Source organism: Acinetobacter sp. BEC1-S18-ESBL-01 (assembly GCF_014169935.1).
Lineage (GTDB): Bacteria > Pseudomonadota > Gammaproteobacteria > Pseudomonadales > Moraxellaceae > Acinetobacter > Acinetobacter pittii.
The window spans coordinates 2,836,306-2,861,979 of sequence record NZ_AP022302.1; the positions used below are offsets into that span (position 1 = coordinate 2,836,306).

The following is a 25,674-nucleotide window of genomic DNA, read 5'->3' on the forward strand; positions in this document are numbered from 1 at the left end:
TCTTAAATTTGTATTGCTTCTACACTGTTGCGACAAGCACGAATCACGCTAAGCGCAGCCAAAGTTGATGTTTTTGGGTTACTTGGCAACGGCACGCCCACCAGTTCAATAGTCATTTGTCCAAAGCCACCTTCTGCCACAATGGTGTGTTTGTTTTTGTTGATGGTTGGATCAACAGTTAACTCAACCATGGTTTCATCCATACCAAGTCCTGCAAGTGCAATAGTTGCTGCAACATTGGCATTGGCTGGAAATTTGGTCGCAGCTTCACGGGCAGTTCCTGTGAAAAAGACTGTAGCTTCTGAAACATGGTCTAGATCGACCAATTGCTCTGCATAACTACCCTTCCAGCTTTTTGGACTTTTGCAGCCTTTGTAAGTGACTTTTTGCAAACCACCTTCTTTAGCCGCAGAAATACCGTCAATACCTGCGATAGCCCCTGCAAGTAAATGCAGATGTGCATCATTTTTTTCGGCAGTTTGTTTAAGCTGAACCAAAAACTCGCTATCAGCCAACGTACCCACCGAGATCAGACCAATAGTCCAGCCTTTCGCTAAAACTTTTTGAGCATGCTCTTTCACTGCTGCTTGACCTGCCACCTCAATGACATAGTCAGGCTCACCATCACATTGCTCAATATCGGAAATCACCTGAATCTCGGAAGAGACTTGTGACTGCACTTTTTCAATACTGCGAGATGGCACGACAATCCATTTGAGTTGCAGATCTTGAGGCAAATGGGCATACACTTCTGCTGCCATTGCGCCAAAACCAATCATCATCAACTTTTTCATGACAGCACCTAATATTTATAAATGTTTGTTAAAACCACCCGAGACATCTATTGCCGAACCTGTGGTGTAAGATGCCAATGGTGATGCCAAGAAAACTAAAGCACGTGCGGGCTCTTCTGGACGGCCTAAGCGCTGCATAGGAATGCCACGATTTTTTGCGATATTGCCTGTCCACTCTTCCCATGACAGATTTAAATCTGAACGGGTTTCATAACGGCGTTTCCACTGCGCAGATTCGACCATTCCGAGTAAAATTGAATTCACGCGAACACCATATTGAGTAAACTCATGCGCCAAAGAATGGGTTAAATTCAACAGTGCAGCGCGTGCAGATGAAGTCGCAATCATGTGCGGTTCTGGTTGCAATGCCAGTAACGAGTTCACATTGGTAATTGATGCATTTGCCGATTGTTTTAAGTCGTCAAGAAAAGCCCGTACCGGATGTAAAACACTGAAATATTTCAGCTCGATTTCTTTCATCCAGTCTTCATCTTGCGTATTTTCAAAATTTGAAACACGGCCTTGCCCAGCATTGTTAATGAGCATGTCCACATTGCCCAAATTGAGTTTGACCTCTTTGGCAAATTGCTGAACTTCTTCTTTTTTCAACACATTACATGCTTTAGTAAAAATATGGGCATGTGGAAATTTTTCTAAAATATAGTGCTTAGAAGCATTTAAACGTTCTTCATCGCGACCACACCAAGCAACTTTTGCACCCTCTGCAACCAGTATTTCAACAGCAGCCAGCCCAATCCCAGATGAGCCACCGGTAACAACTGCAACTTTTCCTTCAACTTGGAAGCTCATAATCCTTAATCTCTCTTACGATTGTTCCTGAATCGTCAACATAATTTGGTTAAATGCTTGCGGTTGGTCGACATAACTTAAATGTCCTGCATCTTCTATGACGAAGCGCTGTTCCAACTGCAATTCCTGAGCAAGCTCTTGTATACCTAACGCAGGAGTGATTTGATCTTGCTGCCCTGCAATGACTGTGCATGGGACTTTTAAATGGGTTAAGTAATTACGTATTTCGTCATATGCCAGTAAGTACGATGCATGGGTGAAACCTTTTAGGGTCAGCTGCTGCATCACCTCTGAAACTAAAGCTAAGGCTTGTGGCTCTTGTTTATAAATCAAATGAGGTCCACGGCTTTGGGCCATGCCTTTAGCGCCTAGTTCTTTCAACATTTTTGGTCTTTTTTCAAAAACCTGAATTTGTGTTTGTTCATCGTGGCGTTGATAGCCTTGTGCCAAGTTAGCAACAATCAAGTGCTTTACTCGCTCTGGGTAAAGTGCAGCAAATGCACTGGCCTGTAAGGCACCTAATGAGTGTCCGACCACAATTGCTTTTTCAATTTTTAAAACATCGAACAATGCTGCTAAACGCTTTGCGTAATCAGTAGCATTGGGCTGATCAGTTAAAAGTTCATCTGATTTGCCATAGCCCGGTGCATCCCAGGCAATGACATGAAAATGATGAGACAGCACTTCAAGTTGGTTTACCCATGAAGCAGAACCTGAACTAATGCCATGCAACAGCACAAGGTACTCACCCTGACCGGCTTCCCGATAGGCTTGCTGCTGGCCTTGAACAGTGACCGTTTTCACCGGAAATTCTGCTAACTTTTCAATGAGTGTCATCATTTTCAATTCTTTCCTTCATTCACTTCATCAAACAATTAACGTTTGATTTGAGACAACGGATGCTCTGGTGGATAGTTCGGAATGGTTGGTTTACCTGTTCCCAACATCACACACATCAAGGCATCTTCTTGACCTGGGTTAAATAGACCACGGTAAATACCTGGTGGAATTGAAATCAGGTCACGCTCTTTTAAACGGGTTTCAAATTTTTCGCCGTTGTGCTCAATGAACAAATCAATTTCGCCGCGAAGCATAAAGAAAACTTCTTCAACATCGTGATGAATATGCAAAGGACCTTCACACTGTGGTGGCAAAACCATGGTTGAAAACGTGAAGTTTTCTGCTGGAACGGTGTTACCGTCATTTGCAACACCTGTTGCACCCGTACCCATGTAACGCATTTGTGCACGGCGATATTTCGGGTCGTAATCTGCTTGGAACTTCAAAGCATCGAAGTCGTATTTACGTGTCTCAAAGCGAGCAATACGTGTGTTTAACCAATCTTCTAAAGAAGCACCCTCTGGTTGTGCCCACGATTCGAATTGTTGTGTAGTCATTTTTTAAACTCCTATACAGTGAATTAATAACGTTTTAAAAGAGGAACCAAGAACAACGACCCAATGACAGCGACAGCAGCCAAGAAGGTAATTCCTAAATTAAAACTGTGTGTTTGCATCACGATGTAACCGATAAGAACAGGCGCAATTGCACTTGCAAAATTACCTAAACCGTTAAATATTCCACCCGCAGTCGCACCTACATTTGAGGTCGTCACTCTTGCAAGCAGAGCAAATACAGCTGCTACTCCAAAACCCCACGCCATAGCACTTAAAGACATGGCAGCAATAATCAATAGTGGCTCAGTCATTATGACCATCACATACATGAAGATGCCCGCGAGTAATAAACCGCTAAATACTTGAATTGCACGGCGGCCTAACTTGTCAGATAAAAACGCACCGATAATTTCGCCAATTAACATGGCAATGAACGGAAAGCTTGAATACATCCCAAACTCTTTGAGATTGAATCCTTTGTCTTGCATTAAGTAAGAAGGAACCCAGCTGTTTAAGCCCCACAAATACGTCATCAATGCAATGTTAAAGAGACAAACCAACCAGAATGCGCTGTTGCTGAGCAGCAATTTAGTATTAGTAATGTGACCTTTGAAATTAGTGCGTTTACTCTCGCCCTCAATTTCGACAGTTTTCTTGAGCTGCAAGTTACGCAGACCAAAAACAATGCTAAAAATCGCAATCAGGGTTAGCGCAGCCATCACAAAAAACGTGGTGTGCCAGTCGTGGTGAGCTAAAACATTTGCAGTGATCGGGAACCCAAGAAATGCACCTATTGGCGTTCCAAGTAAGAACATAGTAGAAGCACGTGCCTGCTGACGGTCTGTGTAAGTCTGCTTAACAATGGTATATGCCAAGGCAAATAACGGACCTTCAGCTAAACCAAGCAATACACGTAAAATCAACATGCCTGAATAACTGGTGGTAAACCCCATGCAAAACATGAGTACGCCCCACGACGTTACGCTCCAGAACAGCATTTTCTTTGGGTTAAAAATGTCACCCAAAAAGCTTAGAAAGACTGATGAAAAACCATAAGCAAGTAAGAAACTTGTCATGAGCCATCCGAGCTTGGCCTTATCTTCAGCAATTCCCATTGCAGTTTGAAAATGAGGATCTGAAAATAAAACCGCAATACTAATCTTGTCGAAAAACGCCAGTACCACACACACCATAAGGACAAAAGCAGGTACCCAATGCTTCAATCCACTTTTTTCTTCATTACTCATGTGTCATTCCTTCGATTTGGTAATGAGAACCAGATTTAATGTTTACGGTTTTAACTTCATGACATTAAATTCAGCATCTGCTAATAGTTTTGGATCTAAAACGGTGTTGGCTTGCATCCAACGTTTTGCCAGTTTGACCAGTTTAGAATCATTAATGGCAATCATGTTGAGCAAACGATTTTCATGGTCCAGATATAAATAACTCACCTGATCTTCACCGCCTTGGCGAATCACCACTTCCTTCGTCTTTTCAGGCTGATAGGTTCCTAAAATCTGAATATTGAAGTGATATTGATCAGACCAAAGCCATGGAATATCGCTATATTCAGTTTCAATTCCGAGCATCGACTTTGCTGCGGCAATCGCCTGATTTTGTGCATTTGCCCAAGACTGAATGCAGTAGCCCAAGCTCGGATGAATTGCGACATCGCCTGCGGCATAAATGTTTTGATCTGAAGTTTGCCCAAAGCAATTCACCACAATGCCATCTTTCACATCGAGACCAGCGTGCACACCTAATTCTTTGGCAATCTCAGCGCCTGCACCTACCACAACACAGTCAAATAACTGACTATTTTGTGGGTGATTCACCACTTCAACTTTTTGATTTGGCGCTTCAACTAAATGAAGACTCTTGCTGTCTAAATGAATTTTTGTGCCTTGATTTTCATGCATATTTTTTAAAAAAGCAGAAACTTCCGGACTCACGCTTCTTGCACATAAACGATCGCCATATTCAAATATATGAACATCTTTACCTTGCTTACGTGCAGTTGCAGCAATTTCTAAACCAATCCAGCCGCCGCCAATCACAGCGACATTTTTGGCATTCTTTAAAATTTCAGCTAAACGTTCACAGTCATGCACATTGCGTAAAGTCACAACATTTGGAATGAACTGCCATGTATTGACGGGTACACGTGCACGGCTTCCAGTTGCAATCAGCAATTTGTCATACGGCAAGATTTGGCCGCTTTCTAAATGAACCTGTTTTTGCTCACGGTCGACTTTTGTCGCAATTTCCGGTTTATGCCACTGAACGTTGAACTCTTGAACCTGCTCAGGAGAGAACAGATTCAAACTCTCATAAGTTGCCTCTTTTGAAAGTACTTGTTTAGACAGTGGCGGACGCTCATAAAACACTTGATCTTCATTTGAAACCACGTGAATTTCGCCCACATACCCATTTTGACGTAAGGTACTTACTGCCCAACCCGCTGCCTGTCCGGCACCTACAATTACGATCTTTTCCATAGCCATCTTCCTTGTAAAGCAATACCTATTAAACAGGCTTCACCTGACGGCGGGTTGTGTCATCAAGACCACCTTCAATCGCCCATTCGGTGAAAAGCTCTAGACGATGTTCTTCTACACGTGGTTGCCATTCTTCTGTCAAATAATCATCGTTGGTGTAGTATTCAAATGCACCACCTAATGGTGAGTTGACGTACCAGAAATAAGCAGAAGAAATTGGGTGACGTCCGGGTCCAATAAAGGTTGACCACTCTGAACGATTCATATTTAAACCGCCCCCAATCACCTCATGGATATCACGTACTACAAACGCAACGTGATTTAAGCCAGCAGGTTTATTTGGAACACTGAGCAAGAATAAATCATGGTGATACCCTTCTCCGCGGCAACGTAAGAAAGCACCGCGATTTTTGTAAGCATCAGATAAATGAAAGCCTACTTTTTCAATATAGAAATTTTCAGTTGCTGCCAAATCTGGTGTGAAGAACACCACATGTCCAATCGCAACAGGTTGACCTTTTTCATAGACAGGACTTGCTGCATTCACACGTTGAATGTTGCCGTATTGGTTAATACCTTCCGTTTTAAGTTCTGGTACTTCTTTTACAAAACTTTGTTCAAAACGAATGGTCATGCCATTTGGGTCAAGACACTGAACTGTATTTTCAGAACGTTTAAAACCTTCTACATCGGCCAAACGTACTGCTAAGTCTTCTAGGTCTTGTGTGCTTTCAACACCCCACGTGACTTCACGTAAAGTTGAACCTTGCTCAATAGCAGCAGGCAAACGCTCATCATCACAATTAAATAGATAAATTTTGCTGCCATTTTGGGTTTGGTAAAGATCTGTGCCTTCAATATCCGAAGTACTTTGGCTTAAACCAAAATCTGCCAAAAACTTGTTTGAAGCGGCTCTATCTTCAACTCCAAACTTTAAAATCTCGATCCCTGTAATCATTTGACTACTCCTTAGTTAAAGACAAAACCGCCATTGACCGGAATATTTTGACCTGTCACAAAAGAGGACAAATCCGACAGTAGATACAATGCTGTTCCATTTAAATCTTGTGGAAGTTGCTGACGTTGAATCGCTCTTCCGTTGACATATAAATCGTGACGTTCTTGAGGCACATACTCGGTTGCTTCAACCAAAGTTAACCCCGGAGACAATGTGTTGACACAGATATTGGACTGCCCCAACTCTCTTGCCATTGAACGTGTCATGGCAACAATTGCACCTTTACTTGCCACATAAGCCATCAGATTCGGTGCGCCCCAAAGTGCTGTATCGGAAGCAACATTAATAATTTTGCCAGCAGCCGATTGCTTTAAATGGGGAACGCAGGCCTTACTGATCAGCCATGTGCCTTTCACATTAATATTCATGACCCGATCCCAAAGTTCAGGATCGTAATCAATCATATTTTTTCCACCGACATTGGTTGCCAGTGCCGCACAGTTCACAAGGCCATCTAGTCCCTGTAATACTTCAACGCTTTTTGCAACCGCATTTTCAATAGAGTCTGCATTGGCAAGGTCAACGGTGACAGCATGAACGTTTAGTCCTTGTTGTTGTAACGCTTGTGCTTCTTGTTGCACCAAGTCAGACAAAATATCTGCCATCACAACTTCAGCACCTGCCTCGGCAATCGCTTGAGCGAAATCTCTACCTAAACCACGCGCAGCACCAGTCACTAAAACTTTTTTGCCTTGCAACAACGCTACATTAGCCATGAGCTTCTTCCTGCATCTCGATACGGTTTGATGCATTTAGTGCAGCAATTTTCTTTAATTGCTTCTCAGCTTCTTTTTTCATTAAACGGCGTAAACGTGCAAGACCAACATCGTGTTGATAGAGGAATTCTTTTTCACGCGCATTTGGCGCAAGATTTTCTAAAATAATTCGGTCTTGTTCCAATACATCCCAATGCAATTGTTCTAAGTGATTGCGATATAAGAAACGCCATACATTACGTTGCCAACCACTCACCTTACGGCAGCGCCAGAAAAATACGCGAGTATTGTTGGCATCAATTGGCGTTGCATAACCCACAATCCAGAATTCACCACCTGGGCCAAATTGTTTACGGTATGGAATTGAAAGACGTAACCAGCTTGCACCTGTTGAACCATATTCAACCCAGTCAAAGTTCACACCTGTTTGACCTTCTTTTTCAAAAACAAAGCCATTATCGGTCGTGCGGTGCTTCATCTCTGCAGTACGTTCACCATCTGCCATCGAGTGCGATGTCGCATGTAAATAGGTCCCGTGCATTGGGTCCATCACATTATCAATCGCGTATTGATGGTTTACTTTCCAGTCTGCTTGGCAAAGGAACGCACTCCACTCTTCACTTGCAAGTTGCTCTGGGAACTCAAGCGGTGCTGGTTGTTCATTTGCATCAATACCAAACCAGATAAAGATTGCGCCATGTTGCTCAATGACAGGATAGTTCTTTAAACATTTAGTGCCGGTCATTGGACATTCATGAACCGCTGGCACATCAGCAACTACACCATCAGCACGAACTTCAACACCGTGATACCAGCAAGCAACTCGGTCACCCAAGTTCCAACCTAGGGAAAGACGAGCACCGCGGTGTGGACAGCGATCTTCAAGTGCATGAACCTGACCTTCGGCATCACGCCAAACCACGATATTTTCGCCTAAACGGGTAATACCGACTGGATTAGCAGCGACTTCCCAACTTGCCAAAACCGGATGCCATTGGTCACGTAAACCAAGTTCTAAATATTCTTCAGCGCTTTGTGAAGTTGATACGATTGCGTTCATTTTATTCTTCCCTGAATCAATAACCTAAACGTTGCATTTCTTCTGTAAAGCTTGCAGAAGTCCATTCATCACCAGATTCACAGCGGAAACCCTGTTGATTAAGTGCAGAAACAACGTCATCTAACTCTGTTGCGCCCGCAGAAAATGCCTGAATCAAGTTTTTTACAAAATCCTGTTCATAGAGCGTTGGCTCTTTATAACGTGTCTGCCAAACCAACAATTCAGATTGACCTGGAATTTGAATATTGTTGATACCTGCTTCGGTTGCCGGCGTTGCATGAATCCAGCTTGCCAACTTTTCATTAAATGTCTTCATTGTTCTGCTTCCTTGTACATGTGAGGACTAGAGTTGAATTTGAATATCCTGTCCTTCAACACGAACTGGGTACGTACATAGGTTTCTACACCCTGGCCCACTTTTTAGCTCACCTGTTTGAATGTCAAAAATTGCTTCGTGCAATGGACATTCAACAGTCTGATCTTCGATAAATCCTTCGGTTAATAAGGCATACGCATGAGGGCAAACATTTTCGATAGCAAAGTAATTTTCATCGACAAAAAATACGCCTATTTTTTTCCCTTCAATTTCGATGGCTTTCGGCTCATCTTCGCTAACGTCACCCTGCTGACAAACTGAGATCCAACTCATACCTTGCGTCCTCATTTTGTTTTATATACAAAACATAATTTGATTTTCAAAACACAAGCTAAGCATAATCCCCTTGATCATTTTTTGTCAAAGTAAAAATAAATATAAAATTCATTGGTTTATTAATTTTTAAATATTTTGTTACGTTTCAAGAAGGAAACAAAGTTTTGAATATAAAAATTGTTTTATGCATTTTTAACAATTACAATAGTTATAAAATAAAGCAGCATGCCCCAAATTGAATCATGTTTTATTTATAGGAAAATGACACGAATGAGCATAGCAATTGATGAAGATTCGCAAGAATCGGAAACAACAAAAAATGATGACCGATATTTAGTTCCCGGACTTGTACGGGGTTTAGCTATCTTGCAAGCATTTAATCAACAAGCGCAAGAAATGACCATTACAGAAATTGCTGAAATTTTAGAAGTGAACCGTTCTAGTGCATTTCGCCTGATCTATACACTCGAATCTTGTGGCTATTTAAGAAAAGCATCTCAAAAAACTTACGCTCTCGATTCAAAAGTTATGGAACTTGGTTTTAACAGTTTATCTAAACTTTCATTACTCGATTTATCGACACCTTTAATGAAAGAACTACGTGACCAGACCAAACTCGCGGTACATCTTTCAATTTTAGAAGGCACTCATATTGTCTTTGTAAATAATATCCAGTCGATGGGAACCTTCACGAGCAATATTAGTTTAGGAACTCGCTGGCCTGCCCATGCAACCGTCATTGGTCAAATGCTTTTATCTGATTTACCTGAAACGGAAGTACGTCAGCGTTACCGCAATTTTAGCGATTGGGACAGTTTCTCTGAACTGACGCCAACTACTTTAAAAGCTTTATTGCAAAGACTCTCTTACGTAAAAACTCAAAAAACCATGGTGAGCTGGGGTCATTACAATCATGATATGGCAGCCTGTGCAGCACCTATTTTTAAACAGTCAAATGGTAAAATGGTCGCTGTTATTTCTGTAAGTTGTCCAATTACGACTTATGATGAAAGAACATTTAAAGAAGATATCGCAAGTTTAGTTTTTGAAACAGCAAATAAAATTTCCAAATTTATTTATTAAAGAAAGCGACGTTAAGTCGCTTTTTTTAGATTTTATTTCATAAATTAAAAGTTACTTTTAAAAATGTTCCCATTCATATCTTTAAAGATAATTGTCGAATCATTTTCTTTAATATCAAATTTTAAATACTGCTCTTTAAACTGAATAATTGCATAAAACTCTTCAGCACCATCATCTAAACCTGTCGCAGAGACCTGAGTACCTTGAGGAAAACCGTTTAGCCATGCAGCATTATAAAAATCTGATACAGAATTAAATTCACAATACTGTTTTGGCTCTGCCATTATTTTTGCAACAATTTGATCAAACTGTTGTTGTTTATAGACCTCTAAGCTCAACAACATGATCACACTCCAAATTAAAGCTGGTTTGAGGCTAAAAGCTGTTTCTTTTTAACCTTTTCCCATTGATACCAACCATAAGCTGCCATCAAAACAAATGCTGCATACAAAGCGGCTGTTAAAAATAAATCTTTATAGATGAACATGCCGACATAAATAATATCGACAAATACCCAAAGTATCCAAGTCGCAATATGTTTTCGGCTGGTCCAATACGTTGCGAGCAAACTAAATGCGGCAAGTTGTGAGTCGAGCATAGGCACTGCTGCATCAGTAAAGTTTTTAAGAATTAAACCAAAAAGCAAGCCACCTACCGCAGCAATAATCATTTGGATGATAGCGGTTTGAACTGCTATCGGTTCAATTCGAATATCGTGATCTTGCTGCTTTCCTTTGAGCCAGTAGTAAAAGCCATAAAAATTTACGACCATAAAAAAGAACTGCAAAATCGTTTCGCCATATAGCTTAAATTCGTAAAACAAATAGGCATATAAAACAAAGGCAAAGAAATTAAACAGCCAACACCACATATTACGGATTACCGTTAATCCGACTCCAATCAGGCTAATCAAAACCGCAAAGATTTCTAGAGGTGACATAAAAACAGCTGCTTATTGAGATCAATTTGACGAAGTATTATGAGAAAAATATAAAGCGAAGCAAACTGCTAATTTAAATAAATGATGCAAATTGGCATTGTCTGAGGTTTTATTCTTTTCTAATGCTGTCGATTTATTTTCAATAGATAGACAAAAAAATACTGATCGAGTCGCAAACAAATTATATTTGCTAGTTTTTAAACGATTGTTTAAAACATGATTAAAGACAAATAAAGAGCGTGACAATATGTCAAATCAAGAAGGAAAAGTCAGCCGTGAAACTCGCGGACATATTTTTTTAATTGGTCTAGATCGGACAGCAAAACGTAATGCTTTTGATAGTCACATGATCAAAGACTTATCACTAGCGCTCACCGAATATGAAAATAATGATACCCTGCGCTGTGCAGTTATCTTTGCTCATGGCGAGCATTTTACAGCTGGTTTAGACCTAGTTGAGTTACAACCTAAACTCGCTACAGGTGTTTTTGATTTTAGTGAAAATGAGATTAACCCTTGGGGCACTGTAGGCCGAAAACTGAGTAAACCTTTAATTGTTGCAGTACAAGGTTATTGCTACACCGCTGGTATCGAACTATTTCTGAATGCAGACATTACTTTAGCAAGTGAAAATACACAATTTGCTCAAATGGAAGTTCAACGTGGCATCTTACCTTTTGGTGGGGCAACTGCACGCTTTACTCAAGCTGCGGGTTGGGCCAAAGCCATGCGCTATTTACTCACCGGTGACTCTTTTGATGCAAAAGCCGCTTTTGATATGAACCTGATTACCGAAATATGTCCAGAAGGCTCTCAGCTCAACCGTGCAATAGAACTTGCTGAACATGTTTCACAAGCTGCACCACTTGCGGTAAAAGCGACTCTCGTCTCTGCTCGCGAAGCTATTAACGAAGGTTACGGGGTTGCCTTTAATCACCTGCAAAGCCATCTTCAACCTTTGCTCACAACAGAAGATGTTCAAGAAGGTGTTTTTGCCATGTTGCAAAAAAGGCCTCCTGTTTTCAAAGGTAAATAATACCTACTCAAACACTGCGCTCTACAGTTTAAAACTTATGGATATACTGAAATTAGCGTAAAAAAAAGCCCACATGATGCGGGCTTTTTTTCATTAATCTTCTTTATTCAACTCTAACGATTTTACCTAGTTCATCATGGTGAACAACTGTAATTTTCTGACTACGTCCCTGCTCAATTTCATGTTCAGGTAAATCAAAATAGCGCGCATAATCATCTGTCTGTTTTGCTTTAAGCGCATTATCACCAACACGATGCTCAGGCAGCACATGACTCCACAACAATAAGCAAATTGCACAGGCAATTAACGCAGTAATGCCATGTTCAATACCTAAACCAAAGGCACTAAACAAACGGTGAACCAAATGTGTTTTTTGGAGCTCAGCCAAAACCCAGATTAATACAAATGGACGCCACAGCAACAACCAAACCGCCCACATCATGGCTGTGCTTGTTGTAGAAGCATAGCGTTTATGCCATGGTAATTGACGGCGTAAATCAATAATCAACGAATTTGTCTTCATTTCTCTCTTTACCTAACGAAGTGCTGTGGTTTTCCCCAGACATCAATACAGCACGATCTTTAAAATCTCATGACTCTTGCATTTCATCCACGAATGCCCCGATCCGGGCTCACCCAACGCGCACGTTTCTCATCTCCACGTTTTAAAACTTTTGGAAATGCCACAATAGTTGCCGAGATGGTGATTAGCCAAAAGACCAATGGATACCAGATCATCCAGAAATAGTTTTTTCCCAGATGTGGTTCATAACGACTATCCATCCATTTGCTTAAAGCAAACTGAATGAGACAGGTTGCCCCCAATAAAATACCGCTACCATACGGTAAAAATGGAGAGCTCACAACGGCTAAAGCAGGGACTGGTAAAATAAAATGTACCAACCATAATAAAGCCATCGCCAGCATTAAATATGACCAAACTAAGGTTAAGCACAGCTCAAACATTAATGGCCATAAAAAATTTAATTTTGGTTTGGTGAACACATCAATATTTTTAATTAATACCTGTGCCCCACCCATAGCCCAACGTAAACGTTGTTTCCACAAACCGTTTAAAGTTTCAGGCATTAAAATCCAGACTAAGGCATTCGGTTCAAAACGAATGTCCCAACCTGCACGCTGCAATTTCCACGTAATATCGATATCTTCAGTCAACATATTGGGTGACCAATAATCGACTTGGTGAACAGCGCTCTTACGAAAAGCGGTAATTACACCCGATACGGTAAACAGTCGACCAAAGGTACGTTGTGCCCGTTTAATCATGCCGACAATCGAAGAAAACTCACCGACCTGAATACGCCCTAGCAAAGTTGAGCGAGTACGGATACGCGGGTTACCCGTAACTGCTGCAACTGTTGGATTTTCCTGAAAATGACGAATCATCCACTTTGCTGCATGAGGATCAAGTAAAGCATCGCCATCAATACCAATTAAAAACTCGGCATCGGTCATTAAGCTTCCGGCTTGCAACCCCATTGCTTTACCTTGGTTTTGAGCCAAATGAACAACACGTAGTTTTTCATGTTGTGCTGCTAAACGGTCGAGTACCTCACCAGTATTGTCCGAGCTACCATCATTAATCGCAATCACTTCAAAATGGGGATAGTCCAGTTTTAAAGCATGGCTAATGGTTTCTTCTGCATTATCTCCTTCATTAAAACAAGGAATTAACACAGCGACTTTAGGATAACTCTCTAATGGAGCAGGTTGATCGTAAGGCGGAGCCTGACGTTCTTTCCAATAGAAAATAATCGCGCCAATCATCCATAAATACGACATGAATAATGGATAATAGAAAACGAATTTTAAGGCATGCGACCATATTGCAGCAAAGATTGTCATGTTTTAGCCTCAACTACGGCACAAGACGAGATGATTTTTCAGCAAATGCTTTATGCATAGTGTCCACATCCGGATGATCTTTAATTGGGTCATCTGGGTAATATCCGACATGCATTACACCTTGCTGATAAAGAGAATGAATTGTTGCGGCCATTTCAGTTGAAGGTACCTTTTCGTTTTTACGCCAGTCGGTTGCCTGTAATTCAAAAACGGTTTTCTTAATACCATTTGGATATTGTTTCACGCGATCAACCATATCTTTATAGAATTGATCAGCATTATCTACCTGTTCCATATAAGGCATTGCCATAATAGCCGTAAAGTCATAGCGTTTTAACGACTCTTCAAGCGATTGTGAATACCAGTTTTCTGCATATGGTTTTAAAGCAACTTGCGCGTATAAGTTACGTGCGGTGAGTAAGAACGGTTCATATTGTCGCACGTCATCAACGAGTTGCATTGCAAAATCATCTAGATATTTTGTCTTATATGCCGTCCATTTTTGCAAATCTTGATCGTTATCACGAATTTTTGCTAAATCTGTTGGCAAGCCTTGTTTTGCATAGGCTTTTAATGCATCTGGGCTTGCATCTTCATAGTCAGATAAGGTGACATCATCATGGAATAAAATGCCGTTAAATGAAGATGACTTAGCCAAATCTTGATAAATCTCACGAATAGTTTGGCGTGCGTCTGCTGAGAACGGACTTAAACGGATATACCCCATGTTGAGGTGTTCACCAGATTTTGCCTGTTCAGTCACAACTAAGTCTTTAGAAACTGGATCAGTTTTTGGTAGTTCCCATGCCAATAAAGGCATCCATGCATAAATACGACTTACAGGCGTACGGGTTTGAATTTGCCATGCTACACGGTTAAACAAGTCGGCACGCATTGGAAGGTGACGGTTCGGGAAATAAACCATATCGGCAGAGCCATTCGCATCTGGATCTGAAAATGCTTGTAAATAGACTGTATTTACGCCCATCGCATTAATTCTGTCTAACAAGTGACCTAGATTACGCTCTTGCTGTTTCGGGTCTGGATCATAAATATAGTCCAGATCGACATGCATAATTTTTTGCGGACGATTGTTATCCGTTAAATTCAATTCACGATTTTTAATTTCTTGAGCCAAATCATCAGTCGTCATATCGCCTTCTACCAAAATACGGCTCATATTTTGGAGAGATTGTTTTGCGTGGTCTGCCCCATCATCAAGTGTAATGGTAATTGGCATACCCAGCTTTTTAGCAATTTGAACAGTTTGCATATTATAACGACCATAAGGCCATACCATAATACGTGGTGAACGTAAGCCGTGTGCTTTGAGTAGTTCGTTATTTTTCTTTAAGTCGTTATAGATACGTGATTGATATTGTTCATCGTTCTCGTAAGTTTGAGTTTTAACATCATAAAAACGAGTAGTTGCAGCAGGTTCAGAGTTGCCTTGTGGGTTGCCTGTAATACCACGGTGCAAATGATAGCTATGGTTTGCAATTTCTACAAAGCCACTATCCTGCATTTCTTTCAGCTCAGGCCAGCTTAAGATTTTATCGCGTGGAATTTCTTCCCCTGAAAAATCGACTTTCTTCCCTGCTTTTGGCTCTAACCATGAACCTACTACTGCAAGTACTACAGGGATTTTTTTAGCTTTAATAACAGGATAAGCATTTTGATAAAAAGATTGATAACCATCGTCTACAGTTAATAGAACAGGTTTTGTAGGTAATTGAAATTTACCTTGATGAGCACGGATCAACTGATCAACCGTAATAAAATGGAATCCGTTTTTTTGTAGCCATTCAACGTGCTGTGTAAATTGTTGAGTGGTCACTGCATATTGAGGAATTAAGGCATTTTTAGTATCGGTAATTTCATGATAACCAATCACCGTAAGTGTTGAAGCGTCCAGTTTAGGTGGTTTAGCTAATGCCATGCCTGACAAACCTGCCAAGGCCAAGCCAAGTGATATGTTCAACAAAGGAGATGCAAAGCGGATAGTCATGAAATAGCGTCTCAATAACAATATAGATTATTTATGCGAAGTTTGATTTTAAGACGCAAACTTTTTGGAATTTGGTCTTAATGTCAGCCTGCCCATAAATGAACAGTTTCTCAGTCAGCATTTATAATCAAATAATCTGAAAATAATCTTAAATATTTAAAAAGCTAAAATATAAATTAATAATGTATTTATATTTAAAGCTCATATAAACAAGAAAGCCCTCTAAAGGGCTTTAAATTTTCACTAGTCACGAGTTTTGACATCGAATAATTCAATTTCAAAAATTAAATTAGAATTAGCAGGAATAATCTTACCCATTTTACGCTCACCATAAGCTAAATGAGCAGGTACGATGAGTTTACGCTTGCCGCCAACTTTCATTCCCATAATGCCTTGGTCCCAACCTTTAATTACACGGCCTGTTCCAATCACGCATTCAAAATAATTACCGCGGTCAATTGAAGAATCAAATTTTGTGCCGTCTTCTAACCAACCTGTGTAGTGAGTTGTAATCAAAGCACCTTTAACCGCTTCTTTGCCTTCACCTACTTTTAAATCGATAATTTCTAATTCATTTGACATGGTTTACCCCTTAATCTGAATCTTTAAAATCGCAATTGGTACTTAGTGTACCAACTGAATCTGTAGAATTTGTTGCGCTTTTCTATGTTACTGTAACTGTGTCCACACAACACTTGCCTGACCCTTTTCACCTAAAAGCGTCCACTCGTTGTCCATGACATTTAATTGAAGCTGCATTGTACGTTCACAAAGTTTTTCAAGCTCTGCTGTACTTTGAGGAGCAATTTGCCACACCTGAACGTTACTTAACGTTTTAATTTTACTGTTCCGTTTCCACCATTCTTCGACTTGTGTGCCATACACAACAAGCGCAACTGTTTTACAGCGCGCACTGGCTTTTTTGACTTTATCTTCAGACGGTAAGCCAACTTCAATCCATGTTTCTAACTGACCCGTTAAATCTTTTTGCCATAATGCTGGCTCATCAGTTTCAAAAAGGTCTTTAGTAAACTCAAGCTCATCACTTGCGAAACGGGCAAAAGCCATCAAACGAACCATTAAGCGTTCTAAAGTTTCCGAAGGATGCAAGGCAAGCGTCAGTTGATAATCACCATAAATATGGTCATCCATATTGGCAATATTCAAGTCTGCCTTATAAATTGTTGCTTTAAGCGCCATGATTAATATGTCCAAAAATTTGGCGCTAAGGATACTCGATTTTGGGTAAAAAATTATAAAAAAACTAAACAATGCAAAGCATACTCATGTGAAATTTGCATATTCTTCCAAAACGCTCAGCTTATTTTATAGTTGGCCGGCTTTTTGCTTTAGAGAGAGATATTTTCCTCTTGCTAAAATTGATGACTTATGTGGCTAAAGCTCAAGCGTAGTTTATTTTTACAGGTTCTTTGTGCTCTCTTTCTTGGGGTTGCAGTTGGAATCGGCTTTCATGATTTCTCCCTATCTTTAAAGCCATTAGGTGATGGTTTTATTTCTTTAATTAAGATGCTGATTGCACCAATTGTGTTTTGTGTTGTTGTACTGGGAATCTATGGTGCAAACGACATTAAAAAAATGGGCAAAGTCGGTGCAAAAACGATTCTCTACTTTGAAGTCGTCACCAGTATTGCCTTAATTTTAGGCATTATTGTGGCCTATGTATTTAAACCGGGCGTCGGTATGAATATCAATATTAGCCATTTAGATGCAAAAGATTTAAGTACCTATACCGAACGTGCCCATGAAATGCATACGGGTTCGGAATTTCTACTCAATATTATTCCAAAAACCTTCACTGCCGCTTTTGCAAACGGCGATATTTTACAGGTTTTATTGATCGCTATTTTATTTGGTGTTTCCCTACTTTTAATTCCAAAACATTTAGCAGAGCTGGTACGTCAAGCACTTGAAGCTTTTTCAGAAGTCTTCTTTAAAATTATGGGGCTTATTATTCGTTTAGCTCCAATTGGTGTATTCGGTTCAGTGGCTTATACGACTGCCAAATTTGGTTTAGATTCACTCTTACAATTGGGTTATTTGGTTTTACTGTTTTATGCAACCTGCATTTTATTTGTCGTTATTGTTTTAGGTTCGATTTTAAAACTTGCCGGTTTCAACATTTTCAAATTTGTGGGTTATTTTAAAGATGAACTCGCTATTGTTTTAGGTACAGCTTCTTCTGACTCTGTTCTTCCTCAAATTATGAAAAAGCTCAAAAATTTGGGAATCAAAGATTCAACTGTCGGTCTGGTTATTCCAACTGGTTATTCATTTAATTTAGATGGCTTTTCAATTTACTTAACTTTAGGGGTGATCTTTATTGCACAGGCCTGCAATATTGATTTATCTATGCATGACTTACTGGCTATTTTGCTGGTTTCGCTCATTACATCTAAAGGCGCTCACGGTATTCCCGGCTCGGCTTTAGTTATTCTTGCAGCCACGCTTTCAGTGATACCAAGTCTCCCTGCAATTGGCTTAGTGCTTCTACTTTCAGTGGACTGGTTTATTGGAATTATTCGTGCCTGTACCAACTTAATTGGTAACTGTGTCGCGACCGTAGTGATTGCTCACTGGGAAAAAGATATTGACCATGCGCAAGCTAAAGCTGTGTTAGATAGCAAACCTTAATCCCACTCTTCAGAGAACATTGAATTAGTTTTGGTTTAATGTTCTCTATTCTTCAAGCTGACAGGCAAGTAATGCTGTTTCAAAAGCCAACCAATCATGGTGATGTTCGCTAATGATTTCAATACGGTTATCAATGCCCTCTTCACCAGACTTATAATTAAACTGATCAGGATTAAAGTTAAAAACTTTCCACCCTTGATCTGTGTTAAAAATTCCCTTAATTCGAAGCCAGTCTTGCTGTGCACATAATAAATCTAGCAAAGCATAAAATTCGAATTTCCAGCGTTTAGGCAACTTCCAACCTGCCACAATATAACCTTGTGCCGACTCGACATAATGATAAGGTAATTGATTAATTTCCTTCGCAACTTCGGTTTCAGTCATTTGCTTTTGAAGTTTAAGTAAAGGTTGTATAGATCGCTCGGTTAAACGAGCAGCTATATCAATTTTATTTAAAGCTAATTGACCATGTTCAATTTTAATCCACACTTGGTGATAAGGCTGATATTCGTCTTTTAGTAACTTAAGCGCTTGATCATCTTCAAAAGTCATCACATCGGTATGTGACACCACCACAATTTGGGCAGCTTTTAACTGATCTTCATAAAGGTTTTGTTTAACCCAATTAGTATCATGCAAACGACTACCATCTACCACAGTAATCAGTGCCCGCATGGCTAAACTACTTTGCCAATGAGGCTCAGTCAGTTGGTCAAATAACTGAGAAGGATGCCCAAGTCCAGTCGGCTCAATAAAGAGTCGGTCTGGTTTTTGTTCACTCAATAGCCGTGCTAAAGCAATATGCATAGGCAATTGACTGCTACAACATAGACAGCCCCCTAATAGCTCTTTGACTGCATATCCCTCATCTTGGGGTAATAGTTGTTGGTCTACTCCAATTTGTCCAAACTCATTCATTAATACAGCCCAAACCTCATCTTTAGGCTTTTGGCTTAATAAATGCTGTAATAATGTGGTTTTTCCTGCCCCTAAAAAACCGGAAATAATATGGGTAGGAACAGTTTTTGGGGCAATCAGTTTCACAAGCGGCTCAAATCAACAAGGTTTAAAAAACTAAGAAAGGTATATCACTGTTTAAGTAGCATGAAAATGATTTTTAACTTTGAAGATATACTTTTCAATTATCAGGCTAAAGCTCTCAATTTGTGACAGGCATCTCATCAACTATCTAAATTAGCTTTTAAAATCTATAACTCAAACGAAATATCCTATTCAAGCACATTCACAATTTATGCCAGAGTGTTAGGTTTACGTAACAGAGTTGGCTTTTTTTTACTCGATAAGAAATATTTTTTCACATTTTAAGGTGTATTTAAGTCCCTTTATTTTACAGATTGCTCACATAAATGACCCGTATATTTCATATTGTTAAGATAGCCGTAATAGATTGTTAAGTTAATTGATGTAATACCAACCTCGGCTTAGCATGTGTCCTAGCTTAGTCATTCAGCCATACAGGTTTCAGGTATGTATGAACGATTAGGTTTAATTTATTTTTAAATGAAATTTAAGGATGCCATAAAATGAAATTAGCTAAAACTTTACTCGCTACTACACTTGCTTTAACTGCTGCTTCAACTTTTGCTGCTTCTAAGCACGACCAAGCACATAACACTGCTGGTGAAGAAAAAGTTGTTGTTTCAACTCAAGAACAAGCAAACGCTGCAAATGCTGCATCTGATGCTGTAGGTTCTGCTTCTGAAGCTGCTCCTGCAACTCGTTAATTCTCTCAGCATTCTCCTCCAAGCTCAGAGATAATTTTACTGAAATGAAAAATGGACGCTGAATTTTGGTAAAGAAGAAAAAGGATCGAACCATGCTGCGGTTCGATCCTTTTTTAATTTGATCTATTTTTTTAAGAAGTTTTCTTATACATGCTACAAGATGGGTTGTGGTTTTCTTGAAGACGTAAAACCTTACGATGCTCAGCAGCTTCAAAGCGACAACGCTTCCATTCTGTATTAAGATTTAATTGAGGTACTTCACATGGCTTGCCCTGTTCATCAACAGCAACCATCGTGAAATAACAGCTATTGGTATGGCGCACTGTCCGCTTCTGGATATTTTGCGCTTCAACACGGATTCCGACTTCCATTGAAGTACGGCCTACATGGTTAACACTTGCCAAGAAGGTTACCAACTCACCTACATAAATAGGTTCTTTAAAATTTACTTTATCTACAGATAAAGTCACCACGTAGCCACCCGAATAACGACTTGCGCAAGCATAAGCGACTTGGTCTAGTAGTTTTAGAATCGTACCACCATGAACATTACCTGAAAAATTTGCCATATCAGGCGTCATCAAAACTGACATCGTCAATTCAGACTGATCATCAGTTGCTGTGGTCATTTCATCTAATGTAGGCATAGCTCAACTCTGTCTTAAAACAAGCTCAGTCAACATTATGGTTGATAATTCACAAAAAAAACATGCTTAAATCCACAACATAGCATTGTATTTTTTAATATCTTTGATTGTTTTTTAAAATTTAATTTTTTAAGACACTATTTTTAAAGTTATTTTTTAAAGCTGTTCTCTTTATCTTAGAATTTTTTAGAAGATGCTATGCCATTTTATTCCATGTTCAATGGCATAGCAGGTTGTTATGAGTGACTTGCTAAACTTTATTAATGACGCCTGTCACACCATTAATGATCATATCAATGGCGATCGTACCGATTAATAAAGCAGATAAACGCCCAACAATATCAAAATAGCGGTCGATATGCTTGGCATGTTTATAGCGTAAATGATCATGTGAAAATTTCATTAAAATCAAAATACTGCAAGTTAAAAACAAGGTGAAGGCAATTACTAGCGCTGCCTCACCAATTGACATTTCAATCCCTGTGACTACCGCAGCGCTAATAGTCCCTGGGCCAATCATAAACGGCATGGCAATGGTGCCAGCTAGATGTTCTGGAGCACCACGCATTTCTCCAATGGTGTCGGCACCCTGAAACACATAGCGGTAGCCAATCACCAAAAAGATTAGGCCTCCAAAAATCTGAAAGGCTTCAAAACGTACATTCAGATATTTACTAAAAATTGTTTCGCCGCCCCATGCAAATAGCATGAACACGACAAAAGCAATCAAACTTCCCTGAATCAGTGCTTTATTAAACACCTTAGCTTCTGAATGGCGGATCAGGCCAATCATGTAGATGCTCATTAGAAATGGATTGAGCAAAGAGAAAAATAAAGCAAAAGAATGTAGATAAGGAGAAGCCATGCATTTTCCTCTTAAGCTTGTGGATCTGGGAACAATGGACGATTCCCGGGGCTAATACGATTAATATGTAAGAACGTCATATGTCTTTCATATTTATCTAAAATATCGTTAATGACCTGTTCTTTACTGTAACCGACCAGATCGTTATCTTGAGAGCCATCATAAAGATAGGTTTCAAGTCGGAAATAGAACTGTTTGCCTCGTTTTACACGCTGACTGAAGTTCGGCGCGCTATAGCGTACAGGCCAGATCTGATAAACAAAGTTTTGCTCTTCTTCCAAATGGATAGTCAGATCTAAATGGTAAAGCGTATCTTCATCTTCAAGCGGGGTTTGCTGCACGTCCACATTCATGCCCTGCTTAATCAACTCATCAGCAACAGCCTGAACAGCCGGCAAACACACCGTATCTAGCATGCGCTGTGTTTCAGTAGTCCCCGGATGATGCATGACTCGAGTTAAACGCTGTTTCCAGTTCAGAATATCAACGTTCCCTACCACTGGTGCTGCATTCATACTGAGACTAGCATGCCTGTAATCTTCAAGTCTGAGCGACTTATAAAGCCCTGCCATCACAAGGAACATCACAAAACTAAACGGCAATCCCATAATAATAGTTGCGTTTTGCAAGGCAGTAATGCCGTTGGTCATGAGCATGGCGAGCGTGAGCAAACCAATCGCCACTGCCCAAAACACGCTTAACCAACGTGGAGCATCATTATCGATATTAGTAAGTTTAGTGGTGAAGTTACCTAAAACCAGCGCTCCCGAATCGGCAGAAGTCACGTAGAACAAAAGCCCTGTTACGGTTGCAATTGAAGCGATAAAGGTAAAGCCCGGATATTGCGCTAACAGGTCATAAAAACCATGAGCTGGATTTGCTAAAACTGTCGCTGCTAAGGTTTGATTGCCTTCAAAAATAACACTGTGCAGTGCGCTATTACCAAAAATAGATAACCACGTAAGTGTAAATAGAAGTGGAATAATTAAGGTACCGCATACAAACTCACGAATGGTACGCCCTCTTGAGATACGTGCCAAAAAGAGTCCTACAAATGGAGACCAAGCAATCCACCACGCCCAGAAGAAGAAAGTCCAACTACTCATCCATTCTTTAGGCTGCTCAAAAGCAAAACTTTGTAATGCTAAAGCAGGGAAACGAGTTAAATAGTCACCAATATTTTGGACAAGGGCATTAAGTAAAAACTCGGTATTTCCCAAGAATAAAATAAACAGCAATAACCCGACCGAAACATAAATATTGATTTCAGATAAAATTCGCAGGCCTTTATTGACCCCGGATGTCACTGAAATAATACTAATACCCACCGCAACAGCAATCAGGATAAATTGCATCCAGATATTTTCTGGTAACCCCAATAACACATGTAGGCCATAATTTAGCTGTACTACTCCAATCCCGCAGGTGGTCGCAATACCAAAAATTGTCCCGATCACGGCAGCCGTATCAACACTATGCCCGATTGCCCCATTAATTCTTTGTCCAAAGATTGGATAAAGTGCAGAACGAATGGTAAGCGGCAAATTATAACGATAGCTGAAATATCCCAATGACATACCAATCAAGGCATACATACACCAACCAGTTAAGCCATAGTGGAATAAGGTCCAAACCATACTCTGGCGTGCTGCTTCATAGGTTTGACCTACTCCGACCGGAGGTTGCATGTAATGAGACAATGGTTCAGCGACCGAGAAGAACATGAGGTCGATACCAATACCAGCCGAGAACAGCATGGCAGACCAACTGAGCAAACTAAACTCGGGCTTTGAATGCTTAGGTCCTAATTTGATACTGCCATATCTTGAGCAGGCAATAAAAATCACAAAAGCCATATATAGTGTTGCTGCCAGCAGGTAATACCAACCAAAGGTTGAAGTTACCCACTGAAGCACAGCATTCATGACTCGATTTGCAAAATCGTTGAACAAAAACGTGACGAGAGAAAAAATTAAAATAAGTACAGCTGAAAAATAAAAAACCACACGGTTGAGCGGGTCTTTTTTAGATTTAGATAATGTTAAATCATCAACTGCTCTTGGATTATCTGTTGCCATACAATCCTCAAGGAATAAAATAAAAACAAAATATTTAATTTCGTCTTTTCACTCTTATTTAAAACAATGAAAAGACGACTTTAAACGCAAAAAAATAATATATAGATGTGATCGATTGAGGTTATAAAACCTCGGTCACTTTATTCTGGTCACAATTCGATGGGACTGAAATGTCTTTTGAAACAGCTAACTGTTTTTTCACTAATTGAGGGTCAAAATCATCTTGCTTTAACGCTTTGGCTAAACCAAACATATAGAGCAAAATAATGACTGAAAATGGTAAACCACATAACACCACAGCACTTTGCATGGAGTTAAAACTACCGGCTAAAAGCAAGCCAATACTTACAATGGTAATTACCACAGACCAAAAGACGCGTAACCAGATCGGTGAATCACTATCATTGGTGCCCCCTTTTGAGGACAAATTAGCGATCATTAGTGTACCAGAGCCAACTGGTGTCAAAAATAAAACGAAACAAATTACAACAACAATACCCGCAACGTAAGGATTAAACGGCAGATATTCGAGTAACTTAAATAAAGATAGTGCCGGATCAGTTAAGACCATATCACCTAATACTTTCTGTTTTTGCTGCAAGATTAAATAAATTGCAGTGTTTCCAAAAACCGAAATCCAAGCCAGTGTAAAGCCGAGTGGAATCAGACATACACCTAATACTACTTCACGAATGGTACGTCCTTTTGAAATGCGGGCAATAAACATACCGACAAAAGGCGCCCAAGCAATCCACCAAGCCCAATAAAATACAGTCCACGAACCCAACCAGCCACTGGCTTTTTGATTGTATAAATACATATCAAAACTTTTACCAATAAAATTATTGAGATAATCGCCCGTATTTTGCACCAGACCATTTAATAAATGGTTTGTCGGACCTGTTAAAAATACAAATAAAAGTAAAGCATATAGCAAACGTAAATTAATACGCGACAACCATGCCAAACCTTTTTCAATACCCACCACTGTCGTAATCGTGGCAACGAACATCATGATGAGCACGGCAGTAATTAGAGTCGCAGAGTTATCTGGAATTTGCGGCAGTAAATAACAAATACCCGATACGAGCACCAGCGCTCCAATTCCCAAGTTGGTGACCAAGGAAATGACCGTCGCTAAAATTCCAAAGCCATCGACAAAATCACCCACCAAGCCATGCACTCGCTCTCCAAAAATTGGGTAGAGCGCTGAGCGAAGTGCCAATGGTAAGTTTTGTCTGAAAGCAAAATAACCTAAAGTAACTCCGAGCAATGCATAGAGCACCCAGCCATGAATCCCCCAATGCAAAAAGCTATAAGTCATCGCATTACGGGCTGCCTGAATCGTTCCTGCCTCACCTTCTGGTGGTCTTAAAAAATGGTCAACAGGTTCGGCCACACCATAATAAAGTAGCGCAATACCAATCCCTGCCGAAAACAACATTGAAGTCCAAGCCAAATAACTAAACTCAGGTTTGTCGTCATCTTTTCCCAAAGGAATCTGCCCTACTTTCGAAAAAGCGAGCCAAGCGACAAAGCCCAGACACAGCACAATAACCAACATGTAATACCACCCAAAAAAGTGATTTACTTGCTCTTGTACATAGGTCAGCCAAAACTGACTTTTTTCTGGAAACAGCACAAAAAGTAGGCCAAAAATGCCAATACTGATGGCTGAACTCCAAAATACGAAACGATTTAACCGAATATGGTCTGAAGAATATCCATCACTTTTCAACACCATCTTATTGCTCCTTGCAATCGGTGTATTTTTCTCAAAATAACGTGATAAGTAATGTACTTATG

The 25,674-nt window shown here is 40.0% G+C and carries 27 protein-coding genes; 4 read left to right on the plus strand and 23 right to left on the minus strand.

The window, feature by feature from the left end; translation table 11 throughout:
- Positions 1-2: 2 nt before the first annotated feature.
- From H7R46_RS13390 to H7R46_RS13440, 11 genes are read right to left on the minus strand one after another with little or no spacing between them, the layout of a single operon-like run.
- Positions 3-794: an aspartate dehydrogenase gene (locus tag H7R46_RS13390; protein ID WP_005070705.1), complete on the minus strand. Its 792-nt coding sequence runs from the start codon at positions 792-794 to the stop codon at positions 3-5.
- 15 nt (positions 795-809) lie between these two features.
- Positions 810-1,604, minus strand: a complete 795-nt coding sequence (locus tag H7R46_RS13395; protein WP_000009972.1) for an SDR family oxidoreductase — start codon at positions 1,602-1,604, stop codon at positions 810-812.
- Positions 1,605-1,619: 15 nt separating this feature from the next.
- Positions 1,620-2,444 (minus strand): alpha/beta fold hydrolase, encoded by an 825-nt coding sequence (locus tag H7R46_RS13400; protein WP_005070712.1) that lies wholly within the window; start codon positions 2,442-2,444, stop codon positions 1,620-1,622.
- A gap of 35 nt (positions 2,445-2,479) precedes the next feature.
- Positions 2,480-3,001: a cupin domain-containing protein gene (locus H7R46_RS13405; RefSeq protein ID WP_002117566.1), complete on the minus strand. Its 522-nt coding sequence runs from the start codon at positions 2,999-3,001 to the stop codon at positions 2,480-2,482.
- 23 nt (positions 3,002-3,024) lie between these two features.
- Positions 3,025-4,248 carry an MFS transporter gene (locus tag H7R46_RS13410; RefSeq protein ID WP_005070715.1) on the minus strand — a complete coding sequence of 408 codons (1,224 nt, stop codon included), beginning with the start codon at positions 4,246-4,248 and terminating at the stop codon, positions 3,025-3,027.
- A gap of 42 nt (positions 4,249-4,290) precedes the next feature.
- A complete protein-coding gene (locus H7R46_RS13415; protein WP_005070717.1) occupies positions 4,291-5,502 on the minus strand; it encodes an NAD(P)/FAD-dependent oxidoreductase in 1,212 nt (403 codons plus the stop codon).
- Positions 5,503-5,530: 28 nt separating this feature from the next.
- Positions 5,531-6,460, minus strand: coding sequence for a VOC family protein (locus H7R46_RS13420; RefSeq protein WP_005070721.1), 930 nt, complete (start codon positions 6,458-6,460; stop codon positions 5,531-5,533).
- An 11-nt stretch (positions 6,461-6,471) separates the two neighbouring features.
- The gene (locus H7R46_RS13425) at positions 6,472-7,236 is read right to left on the minus strand and encodes an SDR family oxidoreductase (RefSeq protein WP_005070723.1); all 765 of its coding nucleotides are present in this window, start codon (positions 7,234-7,236) and stop codon (positions 6,472-6,474) included.
- Positions 7,229-8,296: an aromatic ring-hydroxylating oxygenase subunit alpha gene (locus tag H7R46_RS13430; protein WP_005070727.1), complete on the minus strand. Its 1,068-nt coding sequence runs from the start codon at positions 8,294-8,296 to the stop codon at positions 7,229-7,231. Before H7R46_RS13430 ends, H7R46_RS13425 begins: the two co-directional genes overlap by 8 nt.
- 16 nt (positions 8,297-8,312) lie before the next feature.
- Positions 8,313-8,612 (minus strand): recombinase-like helix-turn-helix domain-containing protein, encoded by a 300-nt coding sequence (locus tag H7R46_RS13435; protein WP_005070730.1) that lies wholly within the window; start codon positions 8,610-8,612, stop codon positions 8,313-8,315.
- A 27-nt stretch (positions 8,613-8,639) separates the two neighbouring features.
- Positions 8,640-8,945, minus strand: a complete 306-nt coding sequence (locus H7R46_RS13440; protein ID WP_002117586.1) for a non-heme iron oxygenase ferredoxin subunit — start codon at positions 8,943-8,945, stop codon at positions 8,640-8,642.
- Positions 8,946-9,218: 273 nt separating this feature from the next.
- Here H7R46_RS13440 and H7R46_RS13445 point away from each other — a divergent pair, with 273 nt between their 5' ends.
- Positions 9,219-10,031, plus strand: a complete 813-nt coding sequence (locus H7R46_RS13445; protein WP_005070731.1) for an IclR family transcriptional regulator — start codon at positions 9,219-9,221, stop codon at positions 10,029-10,031.
- A gap of 44 nt (positions 10,032-10,075) precedes the next feature.
- On the opposite strand, the gene H7R46_RS13450 is transcribed toward H7R46_RS13445, so the two are convergent.
- On the minus strand, positions 10,076-10,375 hold the full coding sequence (locus H7R46_RS13450) for a hypothetical protein (protein ID WP_005070733.1): 300 nt from the start codon (positions 10,373-10,375) through the stop codon (positions 10,076-10,078).
- A 14-nt stretch (positions 10,376-10,389) separates the two neighbouring features.
- Positions 10,390-10,971 (minus strand): nicotinamide riboside transporter PnuC, encoded by a 582-nt coding sequence (gene pnuC / locus H7R46_RS13455; RefSeq protein ID WP_005070736.1) that lies wholly within the window; start codon positions 10,969-10,971, stop codon positions 10,390-10,392.
- A 247-nt stretch (positions 10,972-11,218) separates the two neighbouring features.
- On the opposite strand from pnuC, the gene H7R46_RS13460 reads away from it, so the two are divergent.
- The gene (locus tag H7R46_RS13460; RefSeq protein WP_005070739.1) at positions 11,219-12,007 is read left to right on the plus strand and encodes a crotonase/enoyl-CoA hydratase family protein; all 789 of its coding nucleotides are present in this window, start codon (positions 11,219-11,221) and stop codon (positions 12,005-12,007) included.
- A gap of 103 nt (positions 12,008-12,110) precedes the next feature.
- On the opposite strand, the gene pgaD is transcribed toward H7R46_RS13460, so the two are convergent.
- The 5 genes from pgaD to H7R46_RS13485 all read right to left on the minus strand — a co-directional run bounded on the left by pgaD (position 12,111) and on the right by H7R46_RS13485 (position 17,081).
- Positions 12,111-12,530, minus strand: coding sequence for a poly-beta-1,6-N-acetyl-D-glucosamine biosynthesis protein PgaD (gene pgaD / locus H7R46_RS13465; RefSeq protein WP_005070742.1), 420 nt, complete (start codon positions 12,528-12,530; stop codon positions 12,111-12,113).
- Between the two features lie 83 nt (positions 12,531-12,613).
- On the minus strand, positions 12,614-13,873 hold the full coding sequence (pgaC, locus tag H7R46_RS13470) for a poly-beta-1,6-N-acetyl-D-glucosamine synthase (RefSeq protein WP_002117710.1): 1,260 nt from the start codon (positions 13,871-13,873) through the stop codon (positions 12,614-12,616).
- A 13-nt stretch (positions 13,874-13,886) separates the two neighbouring features.
- Positions 13,887-15,881 carry a poly-beta-1,6-N-acetyl-D-glucosamine N-deacetylase PgaB gene (gene pgaB / locus H7R46_RS13475; protein WP_086260994.1) on the minus strand — a complete coding sequence of 665 codons (1,995 nt, stop codon included), beginning with the start codon at positions 15,879-15,881 and terminating at the stop codon, positions 13,887-13,889.
- Between the two features lie 243 nt (positions 15,882-16,124).
- Complete coding sequence (locus H7R46_RS13480) at positions 16,125-16,463, minus strand: FKBP-type peptidyl-prolyl cis-trans isomerase (protein ID WP_002117532.1); 339 nt, start codon at positions 16,461-16,463, stop codon at positions 16,125-16,127.
- Between the two features lie 87 nt (positions 16,464-16,550).
- On the minus strand, positions 16,551-17,081 hold the full coding sequence (locus H7R46_RS13485) for a YaeQ family protein (protein WP_005070748.1): 531 nt from the start codon (positions 17,079-17,081) through the stop codon (positions 16,551-16,553).
- Between the two features lie 189 nt (positions 17,082-17,270).
- Between H7R46_RS13485 and dctA the strand changes: the two genes are divergently transcribed.
- Positions 17,271-18,533 carry a C4-dicarboxylate transporter DctA gene (gene dctA, locus H7R46_RS13490; protein ID WP_005070751.1) on the plus strand — a complete coding sequence of 421 codons (1,263 nt, stop codon included), beginning with the start codon at positions 17,271-17,273 and terminating at the stop codon, positions 18,531-18,533.
- A 45-nt stretch (positions 18,534-18,578) separates the two neighbouring features.
- Here the strand turns inward: dctA and H7R46_RS13495 are convergent, their stop codons facing one another.
- The gene (locus H7R46_RS13495) at positions 18,579-19,577 is read right to left on the minus strand and encodes a CobW family GTP-binding protein (RefSeq protein ID WP_002117661.1); all 999 of its coding nucleotides are present in this window, start codon (positions 19,575-19,577) and stop codon (positions 18,579-18,581) included.
- Positions 19,578-20,077: 500 nt separating this feature from the next.
- Here H7R46_RS13495 and H7R46_RS13500 point away from each other — a divergent pair, with 500 nt between their 5' ends.
- Positions 20,078-20,278, plus strand: coding sequence for a hypothetical protein (locus tag H7R46_RS13500; RefSeq protein WP_005070754.1), 201 nt, complete (start codon positions 20,078-20,080; stop codon positions 20,276-20,278).
- A gap of 131 nt (positions 20,279-20,409) precedes the next feature.
- On the opposite strand, the gene H7R46_RS13505 is transcribed toward H7R46_RS13500, so the two are convergent.
- The 4 genes from H7R46_RS13505 to H7R46_RS13520 all read right to left on the minus strand — a co-directional run bounded on the left by H7R46_RS13505 (position 20,410) and on the right by H7R46_RS13520 (position 25,612).
- Positions 20,410-20,925, minus strand: a complete 516-nt coding sequence (locus H7R46_RS13505; protein WP_005070756.1) for an acyl-CoA thioesterase — start codon at positions 20,923-20,925, stop codon at positions 20,410-20,412.
- Between the two features lie 250 nt (positions 20,926-21,175).
- Entirely contained in the window at positions 21,176-21,790 is a 615-nt protein-coding gene (locus H7R46_RS13510) for a MarC family protein (protein ID WP_002117499.1), read from the minus strand.
- 11 nt (positions 21,791-21,801) lie between these two features.
- The gene (locus H7R46_RS13515; protein ID WP_005070759.1) at positions 21,802-23,868 is read right to left on the minus strand and encodes a choline transporter; all 2,067 of its coding nucleotides are present in this window, start codon (positions 23,866-23,868) and stop codon (positions 21,802-21,804) included.
- Positions 23,869-23,989: 121 nt separating this feature from the next.
- Positions 23,990-25,612, minus strand: a complete 1,623-nt coding sequence (locus H7R46_RS13520) for a BCCT family transporter (RefSeq protein ID WP_005070761.1) — start codon at positions 25,610-25,612, stop codon at positions 23,990-23,992.
- Positions 25,613-25,674: the final 62 nt, after the last annotated feature.

What these genes read in the sequence shown, in the direction of transcription:
- H7R46_RS13390 (WP_005070705.1), bottom strand. Translation starts at nt 794, where the DNA reads ATGAAAAAGTTGATGATGATTGGTTTTGGCGCAATGGCAGCAGAAGTG.
- H7R46_RS13395 (WP_000009972.1), bottom strand. Translation starts at nt 1,604, where the DNA reads ATGAGCTTCCAAGTTGAAGGAAAAGTTGCAGTTGTTACCGGTGGCTCA.
- H7R46_RS13400 (WP_005070712.1), bottom strand. Translation starts at nt 2,444, where the DNA reads ATGATGACACTCATTGAAAAGTTAGCAGAATTTCCGGTGAAAACGGTC.
- H7R46_RS13405 (WP_002117566.1), bottom strand. Translation starts at nt 3,001, where the DNA reads ATGACTACACAACAATTCGAATCGTGGGCACAACCAGAGGGTGCTTCT.
- H7R46_RS13410 (WP_005070715.1), bottom strand. Translation starts at nt 4,248, where the DNA reads ATGAGTAATGAAGAAAAAAGTGGATTGAAGCATTGGGTACCTGCTTTT.
- H7R46_RS13415 (WP_005070717.1), bottom strand. Translation starts at nt 5,502, where the DNA reads ATGGAAAAGATCGTAATTGTAGGTGCCGGACAGGCAGCGGGTTGGGCA.
- H7R46_RS13420 (WP_005070721.1), bottom strand. Translation starts at nt 6,460, where the DNA reads ATGATTACAGGGATCGAGATTTTAAAGTTTGGAGTTGAAGATAGAGCC.
- H7R46_RS13425 (WP_005070723.1), bottom strand. Translation starts at nt 7,236, where the DNA reads ATGGCTAATGTAGCGTTGTTGCAAGGCAAAAAAGTTTTAGTGACTGGT.
- H7R46_RS13430 (WP_005070727.1), bottom strand. Translation starts at nt 8,296, where the DNA reads ATGAACGCAATCGTATCAACTTCACAAAGCGCTGAAGAATATTTAGAA.
- H7R46_RS13435 (WP_005070730.1), bottom strand. Translation starts at nt 8,612, where the DNA reads ATGAAGACATTTAATGAAAAGTTGGCAAGCTGGATTCATGCAACGCCG.
- H7R46_RS13440 (WP_002117586.1), bottom strand. Translation starts at nt 8,945, where the DNA reads ATGAGTTGGATCTCAGTTTGTCAGCAGGGTGACGTTAGCGAAGATGAG.
- H7R46_RS13445 (WP_005070731.1), top strand. Translation starts at nt 9,219, where the DNA reads ATGAGCATAGCAATTGATGAAGATTCGCAAGAATCGGAAACAACAAAA.
- H7R46_RS13450 (WP_005070733.1), bottom strand. Translation starts at nt 10,375, where the DNA reads ATGTTGTTGAGCTTAGAGGTCTATAAACAACAACAGTTTGATCAAATT.
- pnuC (WP_005070736.1), bottom strand. Translation starts at nt 10,971, where the DNA reads ATGTCACCTCTAGAAATCTTTGCGGTTTTGATTAGCCTGATTGGAGTC.
- H7R46_RS13460 (WP_005070739.1), top strand. Translation starts at nt 11,219, where the DNA reads ATGTCAAATCAAGAAGGAAAAGTCAGCCGTGAAACTCGCGGACATATT.
- pgaD (WP_005070742.1), bottom strand. Translation starts at nt 12,530, where the DNA reads ATGAAGACAAATTCGTTGATTATTGATTTACGCCGTCAATTACCATGG.
- pgaC (WP_002117710.1), bottom strand. Translation starts at nt 13,873, where the DNA reads ATGACAATCTTTGCTGCAATATGGTCGCATGCCTTAAAATTCGTTTTC.
- pgaB (WP_086260994.1), bottom strand. Translation starts at nt 15,881, where the DNA reads ATGACTATCCGCTTTGCATCTCCTTTGTTGAACATATCACTTGGCTTG.
- H7R46_RS13480 (WP_002117532.1), bottom strand. Translation starts at nt 16,463, where the DNA reads ATGTCAAATGAATTAGAAATTATCGATTTAAAAGTAGGTGAAGGCAAA.
- H7R46_RS13485 (WP_005070748.1), bottom strand. Translation starts at nt 17,081, where the DNA reads ATGGCGCTTAAAGCAACAATTTATAAGGCAGACTTGAATATTGCCAAT.
- dctA (WP_005070751.1), top strand. Translation starts at nt 17,271, where the DNA reads ATGTGGCTAAAGCTCAAGCGTAGTTTATTTTTACAGGTTCTTTGTGCT.
- H7R46_RS13500 (WP_005070754.1), top strand. Translation starts at nt 20,078, where the DNA reads ATGAAATTAGCTAAAACTTTACTCGCTACTACACTTGCTTTAACTGCT.
- H7R46_RS13505 (WP_005070756.1), bottom strand. Translation starts at nt 20,925, where the DNA reads ATGCCTACATTAGATGAAATGACCACAGCAACTGATGATCAGTCTGAA.
- H7R46_RS13510 (WP_002117499.1), bottom strand. Translation starts at nt 21,790, where the DNA reads ATGGCTTCTCCTTATCTACATTCTTTTGCTTTATTTTTCTCTTTGCTC.
- H7R46_RS13515 (WP_005070759.1), bottom strand. Translation starts at nt 23,868, where the DNA reads ATGGCAACAGATAATCCAAGAGCAGTTGATGATTTAACATTATCTAAA.
- H7R46_RS13520 (WP_005070761.1), bottom strand. Translation starts at nt 25,612, where the DNA reads ATGGTGTTGAAAAGTGATGGATATTCTTCAGACCATATTCGGTTAAAT.